Genomic DNA, 15,252 nt, shown 5'->3' with positions numbered 1-15,252 from the left:
GTCGGTCCCGGTCATTAACCTTGCGCCATGACAACGGCATTGATTACGGGATCGACCGCGGGCATCGGTGCCGCGTTCGCACGGCGGCTGGCGGCTGACGGGCACAGCCTGGTGCTGGTGGCCCGCGACACCAAGCGGCTCCAGGAACAGGCGACCGAACTCCACGACCGCCACGGCATCGAGGCCGAGGTCCTCACCGCCGACCTCGCCACAGACCCCGGCATCGAGGCGGTCGCCGCCCGCCTCTCCGACCGCAGGTCCCCCGTCGACCTCCTCGTCAACAACGCCGGCTTCGGCAACAAGGGCCGCTATCTCGACGTCTCCATGGCCGACGAGCTGAAGATGCTCAAGGTGCACTGCGAGGCGGTGCTGCGACTGACGTCGGCGGCGACGGAGGCGATGCGGGAGCGGGGGCGCGGGGGTGTCGTGAACGTCGCGTCGGTGGCCGCGTTCGTGCCTCGTGGGACGTACGGCGCCTCGAAGGCGTGGGTCGTGCAGTTCACGCAGGGCGCGGCGAGGGATCTGGCGGGGAGCGGGGTCCGGCTGATGGCCCTGTGCCCGGGCTTCGTGCGGACCGAGTTCCACCAGCGGGCCGGGATGGGCACGGACAACATCCCCGGCTGGATGTGGCTCGACGCGGACAAACTGGTCGCCGCGGCCCTCACCGACCTGTCCCGCGGCAAGACCCTGTCGATCCCGGACCCGCGTTACAAGGCGCTCATGGGGTTGGTGAAGGTGGCGCCCCGCGGGTTGTTGGGCGGGATCACGTCCAGGACGGGGCGGAAGTACGGGCCGCAGTAGGCGGACGCAGGGCTTCGACGACCCAGGAGTCGCAAGAGGAGCTTTCCCCGCCGACAGGCCGATATGAGGCCACAGGGCGGACAATGGTGGTGTTCGAACCGGACCCAGGGGGGCTGGAGGCGATGGCGGGATGACGTTCGTACAGCTCATCGACTGCAGGACCAGCCGTTTCGACGAGATGGACCGGCTGATGGACACATGGGTCGAGCAGACCAAGGGAAAGCGCTCCGCGACGCATGCGGTGGTCGGCAAGGACCGGTCCGACGCGTCGCACTTCGTCGAGATCGTGGAGTTTCCGTCGTACGAGGAGGCGATGCGGAATTCGGGGCTGCCGGAGACGGAGCGGATCTTCCAGGGGATGGTCGCGCTGTGTGACGAGGCGCCGACCTTCACGGATCTGGACGTGGTGCGGGACGAGCAGCTCAACCCGGCTGTCTCACGGGAGTTCTTCGAGCAGGCCGGGCGGGCGGGGACGGCGGAGATGTTCGAGCGGTTCACCGACGACTACATGGACCACGATCCGGCCAATCCGGACGCTCTGGGGCTCGCGGCCGCGCGCGAGGAGTACGAAGGATGGCGGCGGGCCTTCGCCTTCACCTTCCGCGTGGACGACCAGATCGCCCAGGACGACCGGGTGTGCACCCGCTGGACCTGGGCCGGCAAGCACACCGGCGAGTTCGTGGGGATTCCGGCGACCGGGCAGAACGTGACCATGACCGGGACCACCTGGCACCGGTTCCGGGGCGGGCGGATCTGCGAGGGCTGGTGGCAGTACGACCGTGCGGGGCTGATGGAACAGCTGGGAGTACTCGGAGAATGACGGCCCGATTCCCTGTGACCCGCGAAGGGGAAAGCCCCCGTTCCCTCTGGGGGAACGGGGGCCTCCTTGCGAGCGCTGGGCTCAGTGGGAGTGGCCGTGGCTGTGACCACCGGCGGCCGGCTCCTCCTCTTCCTTCTTCTCGACGACCAGGGTCTCGGTCGTCAGGAGGAGGGAGGCGATGGAGGCGGCGTTCTCCAGGGCGGAGCGGGTGACCTTGACCGGGTCGATGACGCCGGCCTTGACCAGGTCGCCGTACTCGCCGGTCGCGGCGTTGAAGCCCTGGCCCTTGTCGAGCTCGGCGACCTTGGCGGTGATGACGTAGCCCTCGAGGCCGGCGTTCTCCGCGATCCAGCGCAGCGGCTCGACGACGGCCTTGCGGACGACGGCGACACCGGTGGCCTCGTCGCCGGTCTTGCCGAGGCCGCCCTCGAGCACCTTGGCGGCGTGGACCAGAGCGGAGCCACCACCGGAGACGATGCCCTCCTCGACCGCGGCGCGGGTCGCGGAGATGGCGTCCTCCAGACGGTGCTTCTTCTCCTTCAGCTCCACCTCGGTGGCGGCGCCGACCTTGATCACGCACACGCCGCCGGCCAGCTTCGCGAGGCGCTCCTGGAGCTTCTCGCGGTCCCAGTCGGAGTCGGTGTTCTCGATCTCGGCCTTGATCTGGGCGATCCGGCCCTGGACGGCGGAGGAGTCACCGGCGCCGTCGACGATCGTGGTGTCGTCCTTGGTGACCGTGACACGGCGGGCGGAGCCCAGCACGTCCAGGCCGACCTGGTCGAGCTTGAGGCCGACCTCCTCGGAGATGACCTCGGCGCCGGTCAGCGTCGCCATGTCCTGCAGCATCGCCTTGCGGCGGTCGCCGAAGCCGGGAGCCTTGACGGCGACGGCGTTGAACGTGCCGCGGATCTTGTTGACGACCAGGGTCGACAGGGCCTCGCCCTCGACGTCCTCGGCGATGATCAGCAGCGGCTTGGAGGCACCCGCCTGGATGACCTTCTCGAGCAGCGGCAGCAGGTCCTGGATCGAGGAGATCTTGCCCTGGTTGATCAGGATGTACGGGTCGTCGAGGACGGCCTCCATACGCTCCTGGTCGGAGACCATGTAGGGCGACAGGTAACCCTTGTCGAAGGCCATGCCCTCGGTGAAGTCCAGCTCCAGACCGAAGGTGTTGGACTCCTCGACGGTGATGACACCGTCCTTGCCGACCTTGTCCATCGCCTCGGCGATGAGCTCGCCGACCTGGCTGTCCTGGGCGGACAGACCGGCGACGGCGGCGATGTCGGACTTCTCGTCGATCGGGCGGGCGGTCGCGAGGAGCTCCTCGGACACGGCCTTGACCGCGGCGTCGATGCCCTTCTTCAGGGCGGCCGGGGAGGCACCCGCGGCGACGTTCTTCAGGCCCTCGCGGACCAGCGCCTGGGCCAGCACGGTGGCGGTGGTGGTGCCGTCACCCGCGATGTCGTTGGTCTTGGTCGCCACCTCCTTCACCAGCTGGGCGCCGAGGTTCTCGTACGGGTCCTCGATCTCGACCTCACGGGCGATCGTGACACCGTCGTTGGTGATGGTGGGAGCGCCGAACTTCTTGTCGATGACGACGTTGCGACCCTTGGGGCCGATCGTCACCTTGACCGTGTCGGCAAGCTTGTTGACGCCGCGCTCGAGGGCGCGACGGGCGTCCTCGTCGAACTTCAGGATCTTCGCCATGGGAGCGTGAGCCCTCTCGGAAATCTAGGTGAAAAGAGACTGCGCCCCGGGCGCCCGGCTTGTTAGTGGTCGCGGGGGCCAGGGGCGCAGCTCAGAGAAATGCTGGGGTGAATTACTTCTCGATGATCGCGAGCACGTCGCGAGCCGAGAGGACGAGGTACTCCTCGCCGTTGTACTTCACCTCGGTGCCGCCGTACTTGCTGTACAGCACGATGTCGCCGACGGAGACATCGAGCGGAAGACGGTTACCGTCCTCGAAGCGGCCCGGGCCCACGGCCAGGACGACGCCCTCCTGGGGCTTCTCCTTCGCCGTGTCCGGGATGACCAGGCCAGAGGCGGTGGTCTGCTCGGCGTCGAGCGGCTGGACCACAATGCGGTCCTCGAGCGGCTTGATGGCAACCTTGGAGCTGGTGGTCGTCACGATCCGACCTCCCCCTTCGGAGATCACGGGGTTGACTGTCTGAGGTGGCGACCAGGTGGATCCGTCGTCGCGGGTGCCGGACCTGCCCGTCGCTGTGTTGGCACTCTCCAGGGGGGAGTGCCAGACCCGAGACTATGACCGTGATTAGCACTCGGTCAAGCGGAGTGCCAATCGCGTCTCCTGTGCCGCCGCCGGAGCGCCTACAGATAGTCCTCCAGCCGCCCCACCGTCAGCCCGCGCCGCTCGATCTCCCGCAGCACCCTCGCCGTCCGTTCCGTCAGCGTCGGTCCCGTCGACTCCCCCGATGCCAACGAGACGATGTCTCCCGCCCGCAGCGGCCGCTCCGGCGCGCCACCCTCCACCGACACGCTCCACAGCACCACCGCCGAGAGTCCGCAGTCGGCCGCCGCGCGCAGGGTCGTGCCGTCGTACGTGCCATAGGGCGGCCGGAACAGCCGCGGCCGGATCCCGAAGCGGGACCGCACCTTCTCCTGCTGGCCGCAGATCTCGGCGCGCTGGCCGGAGTACGGCAGACCCCGCAGGGCGGGGTGGTCGAGGGTGTGGTTCTGGATGCTCGCGCCGACCGACTGGAGGCGCGCGAAGTGGCCGTACCCGGGGCCGACGACACTGTCCGTGAGGAACATGCTGACGGGCAGCCGCAGTTCACGGACCATGCCGACGAACCGTGGATCCCGCTCGGCGCCGTCGTCGTAGGTGAGGAAGACGACCTTGTCGGTCGTCCCGACACGTCTCACGACCGGCGGCAGGCCGCCCCGGCGCAGCGCCGCGCGCGCCGGCACCCGCGGGGGCGCCGACAGCGGGGCCAGGAGGCCCCAGTGGCGGTACGGCCGTCCGTCCGCCCCGTCCCCCCCACTCGGTCCGTCCGGCCCGTACGACCCCACTCGCTGCGCCGCCTTCTTGCCCAGCCGTTCGATGGGATCGACGGACTGGGCACAGCCGGTGAGCAGGACGGCCGCCAGCCCCCCGGCGACCAGTGCCCGCGCTCTCACAGGTAGTCCTCGAGTCGGGCCACCGCGTACCCCTCGGCCGTGATCCTGTTCAGGAAGCGGCGGACCATGTCGGGCATCGCACCCTTCCAGCCCTTACGGCCCCGGAAGTGGCTGAGCACGATGTCGCCGGGGTGGATGTCCTGGTCCCACTCGCGGTACTCCCAGTGGTCGACGAAGACCTCCTCGTTCCAGATGGGCGCGTACTTGATGCCGCAGGACCTGGCCGCGCGCAGGGTGTCCTCGTTGTAGTTGCCGTAGGGCGGGCGGAAGAGCGTGGGCCGGGTGCCGAACCGTTTCTCTATGACGTCCTGCATCCCGCAGATCTCGCGCTGCTGGCGGGCGTACGACAGCGCGGGCAGGTAGGGGTGGTGGAGCGTGTGGTTGTTCAGTACGACCCCCGTGTCCCGCATTCTCGCGAAGTAGCCGTAGTCGTCCTTGATCAGGTAGTCGCTGAGGAAGGCGGTGTACGGGATCTTCAGCTCGCTCATCATCCGCAGGAACGCGGGGTCCTTCTCGGCGCCGTCGTCGATGGTGAGGAAGACGATCTTCTGCTCGGTGGGGACCGTGGTGAAGACCGGCGGTAGCCCCTTCACGTCGTGGCCGTCGACCTCGAAGCCGTGACGGGTGGTGATGCGGGGCTTGGTCACGGGCGCCGGCGGGGCCGTCAGCGGCACTTTCTCCAGGCCCCAGCGCCTGGCGGCGACGATCCGGGTCTGCTCGGCGCGGAGCCGGGCGGCCCGGATAAGGGTCTTGTCGGCCTGGAGGTCGCCGGCGGCGGCCGTGGGCGCGTTGAGGGGCTGCTGCGGCCGTACGCCGGTCCCGGCCGGGTCGGCGCAGCCGGAGACCAGGGCGGCCACTGCCAGGAGGACGAGGCCGCCACGGATCGATACCGACACCACCAACGCACCATTTTTATACTTTTGTCCTACTGTTCCCATGAGGCCGGATCCTCGCAGGTCACGGCATCGCGCCCGGGCCGACACCGCCGCCCGGAAGCGGACCGTCCACCGACTGGCCCACAATGACCCGGTGAACGACCTCGCCCCCCTCCTCGCCCCCGAGGGCCGTGCCCTCCTCGACGAAGTGCGCGGCACCGCCCCCGCCGACGAACTCGCCGTCGCCACCCGGCTGCGCCGCGAGCATCCCGCCGAACTCGTCTCCGCGGCGCTCGGTCAGGCGCGGTTGCGGCAGCGGGCGGCGGCCAAGTTCGGGGCCGAGGACGCGGAGCGGATGTTCTTCACGCCGAACGGGGTCGAGCAGTCGACCCGGGCGAGCGTGGCGGCATACCGCGCGGAGCGCCTGCGGGCCCTGGGCGTCACCTCCGTCGCCGACCTGTGCTGCGGGATCGGCGGGGACGCGATCGCGCTGGCCCGGGCCGGCATCCGGGTCCTCGCGGTGGACCGGGATCCGCTGACGGCGGCGGCCGCGCGGGCGAACGCGGACGCGCTGGGGCTCGACGACCTGATCGACGTACGGGAGGCGGACGTCACGGCGATCGACACGGCCGCCTACGACGCCGTGTTCGTGGATCCGGCGAGGCGGGGCGGGCGGGGCCGCATCTTCGATCCGGAGGCCTACTCACCGCCCCTGTCGTGGGCGGTCGGGGCGGCTCTCAAGGCCCCGCACGCCGCGTTGAAGGTCGCGCCCGGTATTCCCCACGAGGCGGTTCCGGCGGAGGCCGAAGCGGAGTGGATCTCCGACGGTGGGGACGTGAAGGAGGCGGTGCTGTGGTTCGGCACCGCGCCGGGGGCCGTCCGGGCCACGCTGCTGCCGGGACCGCGGACCCTGCTCGGCCGAGGGCTCCCCGACCCCGAAGTCCGTTCCGTGGGGCGGTACTTGTACGAGCCCGACGGCGCCGTCATCCGGGCCCATCTGGTGGCCGAGACGGCCGAGGAGCTCGACGGCGGCCTGATCGACCCCACCATCGCCTACGTCACCGCGGACACGCTGCGCGCGACCCCGTATGCCACGGCGTACGAGATCACCGACCGACTCCCCTTCAACGTGAAGAAGTTGAAGGCGCTGCTGCGGGAGCGGGAGGTCGGCATCCTGACCGTCAAGAAGCGCGGGTCGGCCGTCGAGCCGGAGGAACTACGGCGCAAGGCCCTTCCGAAGCCGCAGGGGCCGCACTCCGTGACTGTGTTCCTGACCCGGGTCGCGGGGGCGCCGACCATGCTGATCGGCGCCCCCGCGAGGGCCGTCACCGGTGCTGGAGCGTCCTGAGCGGCTCCAGGTGCGGGTCGGCGCCGACCGGGCGTTCGCGGCGATCGAGGCGCCCGCGGGGTGCCGCCGTGTCGCGGCGCTCGCGACCGCGGTGGTGCTCGCCGCGGTCGACAACGGATCACTGACCGCACTGCCGCGCCCTGTCCAGCAGCAGTTCCCGCTCGCGTTCGTTGCGGGTCAGTGCGGCAGCCCGCTCGAACTCGGCCCGCGCCTGCGTCGTACGTCCGAGGCGGGCCAGGAGATCGCCCCGCACGCTCGGCAGCAGGTGGTAGTCGTGCAGGGCGGGTTCGTCGGTGAGCGCGTCGACGATCTCCAGGGCCGGGCCCGGTCCCTCGGCCATCGAGACGGCGACCGCGCGGTTGAGTTCGACCACCGGGGAGGGGGCGCGGGCGGCGAGCAGGGCGTAGAGGGTGGCGATGGCCGGCCAGTCGGTCTCGTCGTAGGAGTACGCGTGCGCGTGGCAGGCGGCGATGGCGGCCTGGAGGACGTAGGGGCCGGGGGCGCCCGCGGCCGTGGCGTCCGCGCGGCCCAGGGCCTTGATGCCGCGGGCGATGAGCATGCGGTTCCAGCGGCTGCGGTTCTGGTCCCTGAGCAGGACCGGCTCGCCCCGCGGTCCGGTGCGGGCGGCCGTGCGGGAGGCCTGGAACTCCAACAGGGCCGCGAGGCCGTGCACTTCGGGTTCCTTGGGCATGAGGGCGGACAGCAGGCGGGCCAGCCGCAGGGCGTCCTCGCACAGGGAGGGGCGCAGCCAGTCGTCGCCTGCCGTGGCCGCGTATCCCTCGTTGAAGATCAGGTAGATGACGTCCAGGACAGAACCGAGGCGGGCCTCGCGGTCGGGGCCGTAGGGCACCTCGAAGGCGATGTTCTTCGTGGCGAGGGTCCGCTTGGCGCGCACGATGCGCTGGGCGACGGTCGCCTCCGGGACGAGGAAGGCGCGGGCGATCTCGGGGGTGGTCAGGCCGCCGAGCAGCCGCAGGGTGAGGGCGGTGCGGGCCTCGGCGGACAGCACCGGGTGACAGGTGGTGAAGACGAGCCTGAGCAGGTCGTCGTCGATGTCCTCGGGGTCGGACGGCTCCTCCGGCGGCGCGGTCTCCGACAGGTCCCGTCCGATCTCGGCCAGCTTGCGGGCGTAGTTCTCCCGGCGGCGGACCAGGTCCACGGCCCGTCTGCGCGCGATGGCCATGAGCCAGGCGCCCGGGTTGTCGGGGACGCCCTCGCGTGGCCACTGCTCCAGCGCCGCCACCAGGGCGTCCTGGGCGAGCTCCTCGGCGATGCCGACGTCCCGGACGACACGGGTGACACCGGCGATGATGCGCGGCGACTCCATGCGGAAGACGGTCTCGACGGAGGCGCGGGCGTCGGCTTCGAGGGGCTGTGAGGTCACAGCCCCCCATTCGACACCCGTAGGGCCCCCGCAGCCAAGGAAGCGGGCTCAGCCCTCCGCGATCTCCCGCACCTCGCAGGTGACCGTCCAGTGCTCCTCGTGCACCTTCAGGAAGCGCTTGGTCCACTCGATCGCCTCGGCCATGTCCTTGGCCTGGACGATGGCGTACCCCCCGACGACCTCCTTCGCCTCGGTGAAGGGCCCGTCGGTCACCGACAGCTGCCCCTTCTCCCACCGCACCCGGGCCCCCTGCGCGGTCGGCGTCAGCCCGGCGGTGTCCAGCAGCACCCCGGCCTTCGTCATCTCCTCGATCAGCTCGCCCATCCGCTGCATCAGCGCGTCGCTGGGGCCCTCGGCGGGGGCGGTCTTCTCGTCGATCTGGACCATCGACAGGTAACGCGGCATGGTGACTCCTCGGTCGCTACGGGGCCGGTCCTTCCCGGCCTCTCACCAGTGCGTCGATCGGGAGAGGGCGGGATCGACAGACTCCGCGGATTTCTTCGGAGATTTTTTCCCGGGGCCCTGACCTGCTACGACAGCGACCCGCCGAAGTCCGCAAGAGCCCCCGGGGGGCCCGATGGCTGCATCCGCCGGCTCACTTTCAGCGCAGCGATTCCCACAGGTCACTCGCGGCCGGTTCCTTCGCCACCACCCGGTTGGGGTTCGAGGGCGCGGTCACCACCGGCATGGTCACGGTCTTCACTTCGTCGCTCGACAGGCCCTTCAGGCTCTCGCCGAGGCTCATCAGCTCGGTCAGGGAGTCGAGCCCGGTGTCGGTGGTGAGACTGCCGGTGATCGCGTCGGCGACGGAGTACAGCTTGGTGGGGCTGGTCAGCAGGTTCGTCGAGGAGATCTGCTCCAGCAGGGCCTTCACCAGCTTCTGCTGGAGGCCTATGCGGCCCAGGTCGCTGCCGTCGCCTATGCCGTGCCGGGTGCGGGCGAACGCGAGGGCCTGCTTGCCGTTCAGGTGGTGGGTGCCCGCCTTCAGGGTGAGGTGGCTGTCGTCGTCGTCGATGTCCTCGTCCGTGGTCACCGTGACCCCGCCGAGCGCGTCGACCAGCTTCGCGAAGCCCGAGAAGTCGATCTCGACGTAGTGGTCCATGCGGACGTTCGTGATCGACTCGACCGTCTTGACCGCGCACACCGGACCGCCCACCGAGTAGGCGCTGTTGAACATCGCGCCGTACGCCGCCGACGTGGTGCCCCCGCTCTCCAGGGGGCACGACGGGCGGGTGACGAGGGTGTCGCGCGGGATGCTGACGACCGTTGCCGTGGTGCGGCCCGCGCCGATGTGCACGACCATCGCGGTGTCGGACCGGGCGCCGGTGCTGCTGCCGCCCCCGAGCGCCTGGTTCTCCTTGCCGCTGCGCGAGTCGGAGCCCAGGACCAGGATGTTCACCGCCTCCGTGGGCAGCGGCGCCTCCTGCGAGGTTGAAGGGGTCGGTGTCACCTTCGCGGGACGGTCGTCGCCGAGCGCGCTGTTGATGTCGACGCTCTTGATGTTGCTGTTGAGGTGCCAGTAGGCCCAGCCCGCCGCGGCGCATCCCAGGACCAGCGTGCCCGCGAGCGTGAGGCCGACGGCCTTCAGCACTCTCGGCCGCCGACCCACTCGTCTGTCCTCGCCGTCTCCCGTCACAGGGAGGAACGTACGTCCGAATTATTACGAGGAAAGCCTCCTGAGCGGCTTTCTTCGGAAAATCTCAGACTTCTCATTCCAGCGTCACGGCCGGTACCGGATTGCTGCCGCTCCACGAGGCGTTGAAGCCGAAGGTCACCGAACCGCCGTCCGGCACGGTCCCGTTGTAGGCCGCGTTCGAGCAACTGACCGCGGCCCCCGACTGGGTGCAGGTCGCGTTCCAGGCCTGGGTGATCCGCTGCCCGGCGCCGTACGTCCAGCCGACCTTCCAGGACGACAGTGCGGCACCCGAGCAGGAGATCTTCACCTGCCCCGTGAAGCCGCTGTCCCACTGACTGGTCACGCTGTAGGCCGCGGTGCACGCGCCGGTCGGCGGAGGCGTGGTCGTCCCGCCGAGCGCCTCCGCGATCGCGTAATACGCCGGTTTCGGCGTGTAGTTCTCGTCGTACGGCGTCGCCGCGCCCTCCCCCGGGAAGGTGCTCGGGATCCAGGAGTCGGAGTCGGTGAAGCCCCAGACGGTGACGCCGGCGCAGCGCGCGACCGCCACGCACGCCTTCATGACGGCCTTGTAGTCGACGGCCTGCTGCGCGAGCTTCGCGCTGTCGGAGGGCAGGGTCATCCGGATGTCCAGCTCGGTGATCGCCACGTCGACTCCGAGGTCGGCGAAGCGCTGGATGTTCTGCTGGAGGGTGGAGGGCACCTGGCCGACGATCAGATGGGCCTGGAGCCCGACCCCGTCGATCGGGACGCCCTGCTCCTTCAGCGACTTGACCAGGTTGTAGAGGGCCGTGGACTTCGCGTTGACACCCTCGACGTTGTAGTCGTTGATGTACAGCCTGGCGGCCGGGTCGGCGGCGCGGGCGGCGGTGAGGGCCTGGGCGATGTAGCCGGTGCCGAGGCCGTTGTACCAGAGGGTCTGGCGGTAGGTGCCGTCCTCGTTGAAGGGCTCGTTGACGACGTCCCAGGCGGCCAGCCGGCCCTTGTAGCGGCCGACCTCCAGCGCGATGTGGTCGTTCATCAGCTGGCTGAGCTGGGCCGCGGTCCAGGTGCCGTTCGTCAGCCAGCTCGGGTTCTGGCTGTGCCAGACCAGGGTGTGGCCGCGCACCTGCTGGCCGTGGGCCTCGGCGAAGTTCACGATCTGGTCGGCCTCGGCCCAGTTGTAGCTGCCCCGGGTCGGCTCGACCGAGCCCCACTTCATGGCGTTGCCGGGGGTCAGCGAGTTGAACTGCGCCCCGGCGAGGTCGCCGTAGGCACCGGTGAGCTTGGAGCCGGTGACGGCCGTGCCCATGACCTTGCCCTTGGCGGCCGCGAGGTCGCGCAGGGGTACGTCGGCGGCGCTCGCCGTGGAGGCCGGGACGAGCAGCGCGAGGCCGCTCAAGAGGGACGCAAGGGATAAGCCGGTTCTCAGAGATCTCATTGCGGGTGCCTCCGAAAGTTTCGGTCGTGCAACCGATTGGCTTCGGAGGAGTGTGGGCGCACGCACCCCACCCGTCAATAGCTCATCCCTCCGCCTCAGCGGTACTGCTGCGCACCACCAGGCTCGTCGCCAGCTCCACCCGGGTCGCCGCGGGGTTCCCGCCGTCCCGTCCCAGGTCCAGCACCAGCTTCGCCGCGGCCTCGGCCATCTCGGTCAGCGGCTGCCGTACGGTCGTCAGCGGCGGCCCCACCCAGGGCGCCACCGGAAGGTCGTCGAACCCGACGACGCTCAGGTCCTCCGGGATGCGCAGCCCCAGCTCGCGGGCCGCCTCGTACAGACCGAGCGCCTGGAGGTCGTTGCCGGCGAAGACCGCTGTGGGCCGGTCGGGGCGGCGCAGGAGGGCCAGGCCCTGGCGGTAGCCGGTCTCGTGGTGGAAGTCGCCGGCCATGATCAGCCCGGGGTCGACGGGCAGCCCCGCGGTCTCCAGGGCGGCCCGGTAGCCGTCGATGCGGGCGCGGCTGCACATCATGCGGGAGGGGCCGGTGATCGCCCCGATCCTGCGGTGCCCGAGCTCGACGAGGTGCCGGGTCGCGGCGAGCCCGCCCTGCCAGTTGGTCGCGCCGATGGAGGGCACGTCGGCACCCGGATCGCCGGCCGGGTCCATCACCACGAACGGGATCGACCTGCTGCTCAGCAGCGCGCGCTGGGACTCGTCGAGCCCGGAGAGCACGAGGATCACGCCGTAGGGGCGGCGGGCGGCGACCTGGTCGGCCCAGGTGCGCCCGGGGGTGAGCCGGCCCGCGCTCTCGCTCAGCACGACGCTGAGCCCGGCGTCACGGGCCACGTTCTCCACGCCCCGGATGACCTCCATCGCCCACGCGCTCTCCAGCTCGTGGAAGACCAGGTCGATCAGGGGCGAACGGCTCGCCTCGGCGCGTCGGCGCCGGTAGCCGTGCGCGCGCAGCAGGCCCTCGACGCGGGCGCGGGTCGCGGGAGCGACGTCGGCCCGGCCATTGAGGACCTTCGAAACTGTCGGCGCCGAAACGCCGGCCTCCCGGGCGATCTCGGCGAGCGTGGCGGTCTGCGGCGACCGTCCAGCCGTCGAGGGTGTCGGGGAAGTCGTCCGGGTTTCAGCGGGCTCCGGGGGTGTCATGGCGGCGATCGTATCCCTGCGCGCCCTCTTGACGAACCCTCCTGGCGGCCCTAGGTTCCCAAAACATTCGGATTACACATCGAAACATTCGTCAGGGCCTGTTCCAAGTTCCCCGTCGTCCGCGCGGAGCGGGGCGTGGAACTCGGAGCAGGCCCTGAGGTCGTCGACCCGACAGTCGAGCCCGACAGGAGTTACATGACCACCGCGCCCTGGCGTGACCCCGCCCTGACCGCCTCCGCCCGCGTCGACGACCTCCTCTCCCGGATGACCCTTCAGGAGAAGACCGCCCAGCTCTACGGCGTGTGGGTGGGCGCCAGCACGGACGGGGACGGAGTCGCCCCCCTCCAGCGCGAGATGACCGCCGACTACGACTGGGACGAGCTGATCACCCGGGGCCTGGGCCAGCTCACCCGTCCCTTCGGCACCGCCCCCGTGGACCCGGCGCTGGGCGCGCAGGCATTGGCCCGCGCCCAGCGCCGTATCGCCGAAGCGGGCCGTTTCGGCATCCCGGCGCTGGCCCACGAGGAGTGCCTGGCCGGCTTCACCACCTGGCGGGCCACCGCCTATCCGGTCCCGCTCGCCTGGGGCGCGAGCTGGGACGCCGATCTGGTCGAGGAGATGGCCGGTGCCATCGGCCGCGACCTGCGCGCGGTCGGTGTCCACCAGGGTCTGGCCCCCGTTCTGGACGTCGTCCGCGACCCGCGCTGGGGACGGGTCGAGGAGACGATCGGCGAGGACCCGTATCTGGTGGGCACGATCGGCGCCGCGTACGTGCGGGGTCTGGAGTCGGCGGGGATCGTCGCCACGCTCAAGCACTTCGCCGGGTACGCCTCCTCGGCCGGCGCCCGCAACCTCGCGCCCGTGCGCGCGGGCGTGCGGGAGTTCGCCGACATCACCCTGCCGCCCTTCGAGTTCGCCCTGCGCGAGGGCGGGGCCCGCTCGGTGATGGCCGCGTACACCGACACCGACGGCGTCCCGGCCTCCGCCGACCCCGGACTGCTGACGGAACTCCTGCGCGAGGAGTGGGGGTTCACCGGCACGGTGGTCGCCGACTACTTCGGCGTCGGCTTCCTCCAGACCCAGCACCGGATCGCCGGCACCGAGGCGGGCGCGGCCCACGCTGCCCTCGCGGCGGGGCTCGACGTCGAGCTGCCCACCCTCAAGTGCTACGGCACCCCCCTGATCGAGGCCGTCCGCGCGGGCGAGATCCCCGAGTCCCTGATCGACCGGGCGGCCCGCCGGGTCCTGCTCCAGAAGTGCGAGCTGGGCCTCCTGGACGAGGACTGGAGCCCGGAACCCACCGAGCGGATCGACCTGGACTCGACGGCGAACCGCGCCCTGGCCCGCCGCCTCGCCGAGGAGTCGGTGGTGCTCCTGGACAACCCGGACGGCCTGCTCCCGCTGGCCCCCGACACCCGGATCGCGGTCGTCGGCCCGCGCGCCGCCGACGCCCTCGCCATGCTGGGCTGCTACTCCTTCCCCTCCCACGTCCTCACCCACCACCCCGACGTCCCGATGGGCATCGAGATCCCCACGGTCCTGGAGGCCCTGCGCACCGAACTCCCCGACGCCAAGGTGACGTTCACCGAGGGCTGCGGGGTCGACGAGCCGGACACCGGGGGCTTCGAGGAGGCGGTGGCCCGGACGGCGGAGGCGGACGTCTGCGTGGCGGTGCTCGGCGACCGGGCGGGCCTCTTCGGCCGGGGCACGTCGGGCGAGGGCTGCGACGTGACGGACCTGCGCCTGCCGGGCGTCCAGGGAGAGTTGCTGGACTCGCTGGTCGCGACCGGTGTCCCGGTCGTGCTGGTCCTGCTGACCGGCCGCCCCTACGCGCTCGGCCGCTGGGACGGCCGGCTCGGCGCGGTCGTCCAGGCGTTCTTCCCCGGCGAGGAGGGCGGCCCGGCGGTCGCCGGAGTGCTGTCGGGCCGGGTCAACCCCTCGGGCCGCCTCCCGGTGAGCGTCCCGCGGGTGCCCGGCGGCCAGCCGTGGACCTACCTCCAGCCGCCGCTCGGCCTCGCGGGCGAGGTCAGCAACCTGGACCCGACCCCGCTGTACGCCTTCGGACACGGGCGCTCCTACACGGAGTTCGTGTGGGAGGACTTCACGGGCGGCGGGGCACGGGAGGAGATCGGCACGGACGGCACCCACGACGTGTCGCTGACCGTGCGCAACCCGGGGGGCCGGGCGGGCGCCGAGGTCGTCCAGCTGTATCTGCACGACCCGGTCGCCTCGGTGACCCGCCCGGACGTCCGCCTGATCGGCTATCGGCGGCTGGAGCTGGAGCCGGGCGAGTCCCGTCGCGTGACCTTCCGCTTCCACGCCGAACTGTCGGCGTTCACCGACCGCAAGGGCCGCCGCGTCGTCGAACCGGGCGACCTGGAGCTGCGGCTGGCGGCGTCGAGCGCGGAGGTCCGGCACACGGCACTGCTGCGTCTCACGGGCCCGGTGCGGGAGCTGGGCCCGAACCGCCGGCTGCGCTGCGAGACGGAGGTGTCGCAGACGCAGTGAGCTCAGTCCACGCCCAGCGACTCGAACCGCCACCGGTGCACCGGCCGGGCGACCAACCCACCATCAGGCTCGGCGAGTTCGGGGAGCTGGGCGTCGTGGACCGCGTCCCACCACGTGACGACCAGGACGGCGGCTGCGCTGCGAGACAGAGCGTGTCGCAGACGCAGTGAGC

At 71.0% G+C, this 15,252-nt stretch carries 14 protein-coding genes; 5 read left to right on the top strand and 9 right to left on the bottom strand.

Annotation, left to right across the window (positions count from 1 at the left end; translation table 11 throughout):
• Positions 1–27 precede the first annotated feature (27 nt).
• Positions 28–801 carry an SDR family NAD(P)-dependent oxidoreductase gene (locus tag QF027_RS29705; protein ID WP_306977416.1) on the top strand — a complete coding sequence of 258 codons (774 nt, stop codon included), beginning with the start codon at positions 28–30 and terminating at the stop codon, positions 799–801.
• Between the two features lie 130 nt (positions 802–931).
• Positions 932–1,621, top strand: coding sequence for an ester cyclase (locus QF027_RS29700; RefSeq protein WP_307078133.1), 690 nt, complete (start codon positions 932–934; stop codon positions 1,619–1,621).
• Positions 1,622–1,702: 81 nt separating this feature from the next.
• Here QF027_RS29700 and groL read toward each other — a convergent pair whose 3' ends face one another.
• The 4 genes from groL to QF027_RS29680 form a co-directional block, all read right to left on the bottom strand.
• Positions 1,703–3,328 carry a chaperonin GroEL gene (gene groL, locus QF027_RS29695; protein WP_306977420.1) on the bottom strand — a complete coding sequence of 542 codons (1,626 nt, stop codon included), beginning with the start codon at positions 3,326–3,328 and terminating at the stop codon, positions 1,703–1,705.
• Positions 3,329–3,440: 112 nt separating this feature from the next.
• Positions 3,441–3,749: a co-chaperone GroES gene (gene groES, locus QF027_RS29690; RefSeq protein WP_007384130.1), complete on the bottom strand. Its 309-nt coding sequence runs from the start codon at positions 3,747–3,749 to the stop codon at positions 3,441–3,443.
• A 200-nt stretch (positions 3,750–3,949) separates the two neighbouring features.
• Positions 3,950–4,759, bottom strand: coding sequence for a polysaccharide deacetylase family protein (locus QF027_RS29685; RefSeq protein WP_307078131.1), 810 nt, complete (start codon positions 4,757–4,759; stop codon positions 3,950–3,952).
• Positions 4,756–5,697, bottom strand: a complete 942-nt coding sequence (locus QF027_RS29680; RefSeq protein WP_373432436.1) for a polysaccharide deacetylase family protein — start codon at positions 5,695–5,697, stop codon at positions 4,756–4,758. Before QF027_RS29680 ends, QF027_RS29685 begins: the two co-directional genes overlap by 4 nt.
• Positions 5,698–5,788: 91 nt before the next feature.
• Between QF027_RS29680 and QF027_RS29675 the strand changes: the two genes are divergently transcribed.
• Complete coding sequence (locus QF027_RS29675) at positions 5,789–6,982, top strand: class I SAM-dependent methyltransferase (RefSeq protein WP_307078129.1); 1,194 nt, start codon at positions 5,789–5,791, stop codon at positions 6,980–6,982.
• A 118-nt stretch (positions 6,983–7,100) separates the two neighbouring features.
• On the opposite strand, the gene QF027_RS29670 is transcribed toward QF027_RS29675, so the two are convergent.
• The 5 genes from QF027_RS29670 to QF027_RS29650 all read right to left on the bottom strand — a co-directional run bounded on the left by QF027_RS29670 (position 7,101) and on the right by QF027_RS29650 (position 12,572).
• Positions 7,101–8,309 (bottom strand): RNA polymerase sigma factor, encoded by a 1,209-nt coding sequence (locus tag QF027_RS29670; protein ID WP_306986574.1) that lies wholly within the window; start codon positions 8,307–8,309, stop codon positions 7,101–7,103.
• Between the two features lie 105 nt (positions 8,310–8,414).
• Complete coding sequence (locus QF027_RS29665) at positions 8,415–8,771, bottom strand: YciI family protein (protein ID WP_037719081.1); 357 nt, start codon at positions 8,769–8,771, stop codon at positions 8,415–8,417.
• A 196-nt stretch (positions 8,772–8,967) separates the two neighbouring features.
• Complete coding sequence (locus tag QF027_RS29660) at positions 8,968–10,002, bottom strand: LCP family protein (RefSeq protein WP_306977428.1); 1,035 nt, start codon at positions 10,000–10,002, stop codon at positions 8,968–8,970.
• Positions 10,003–10,075: 73 nt separating this feature from the next.
• Positions 10,076–11,419, bottom strand: coding sequence for an endo-1,4-beta-xylanase (locus tag QF027_RS29655; RefSeq protein WP_307078127.1), 1,344 nt, complete (start codon positions 11,417–11,419; stop codon positions 10,076–10,078).
• An 82-nt stretch (positions 11,420–11,501) separates the two neighbouring features.
• Positions 11,502–12,572 carry a LacI family DNA-binding transcriptional regulator gene (locus QF027_RS29650; RefSeq protein ID WP_307078126.1) on the bottom strand — a complete coding sequence of 357 codons (1,071 nt, stop codon included), beginning with the start codon at positions 12,570–12,572 and terminating at the stop codon, positions 11,502–11,504.
• A 195-nt stretch (positions 12,573–12,767) separates the two neighbouring features.
• Here QF027_RS29650 and QF027_RS29645 point away from each other — a divergent pair, with 195 nt between their 5' ends.
• The gene (locus tag QF027_RS29645) at positions 12,768–15,080 is read left to right on the top strand and encodes a beta-xylosidase/alpha-l-arabinosidase (protein ID WP_306977434.1); all 2,313 of its coding nucleotides are present in this window, start codon (positions 12,768–12,770) and stop codon (positions 15,078–15,080) included.
• Positions 15,077–15,250 (top strand): hypothetical protein, encoded by a 174-nt coding sequence (locus QF027_RS29640; protein WP_307082790.1) that lies wholly within the window; start codon positions 15,077–15,079, stop codon positions 15,248–15,250. The genes QF027_RS29645 and QF027_RS29640 overlap by 4 nt, the downstream gene beginning before the upstream one ends.
• Positions 15,251–15,252 lie beyond the last annotated feature (2 nt).

This window comes from Streptomyces canus (assembly GCF_030816965.1).
GTDB classification, from domain to species: domain Bacteria; phylum Actinomycetota; class Actinomycetes; order Streptomycetales; family Streptomycetaceae; genus Streptomyces; species Streptomyces canus_E.
Note: the sequence above shows the minus strand (reverse complement) of the source record. Positions and strands in the feature narration are given on the sequence as shown.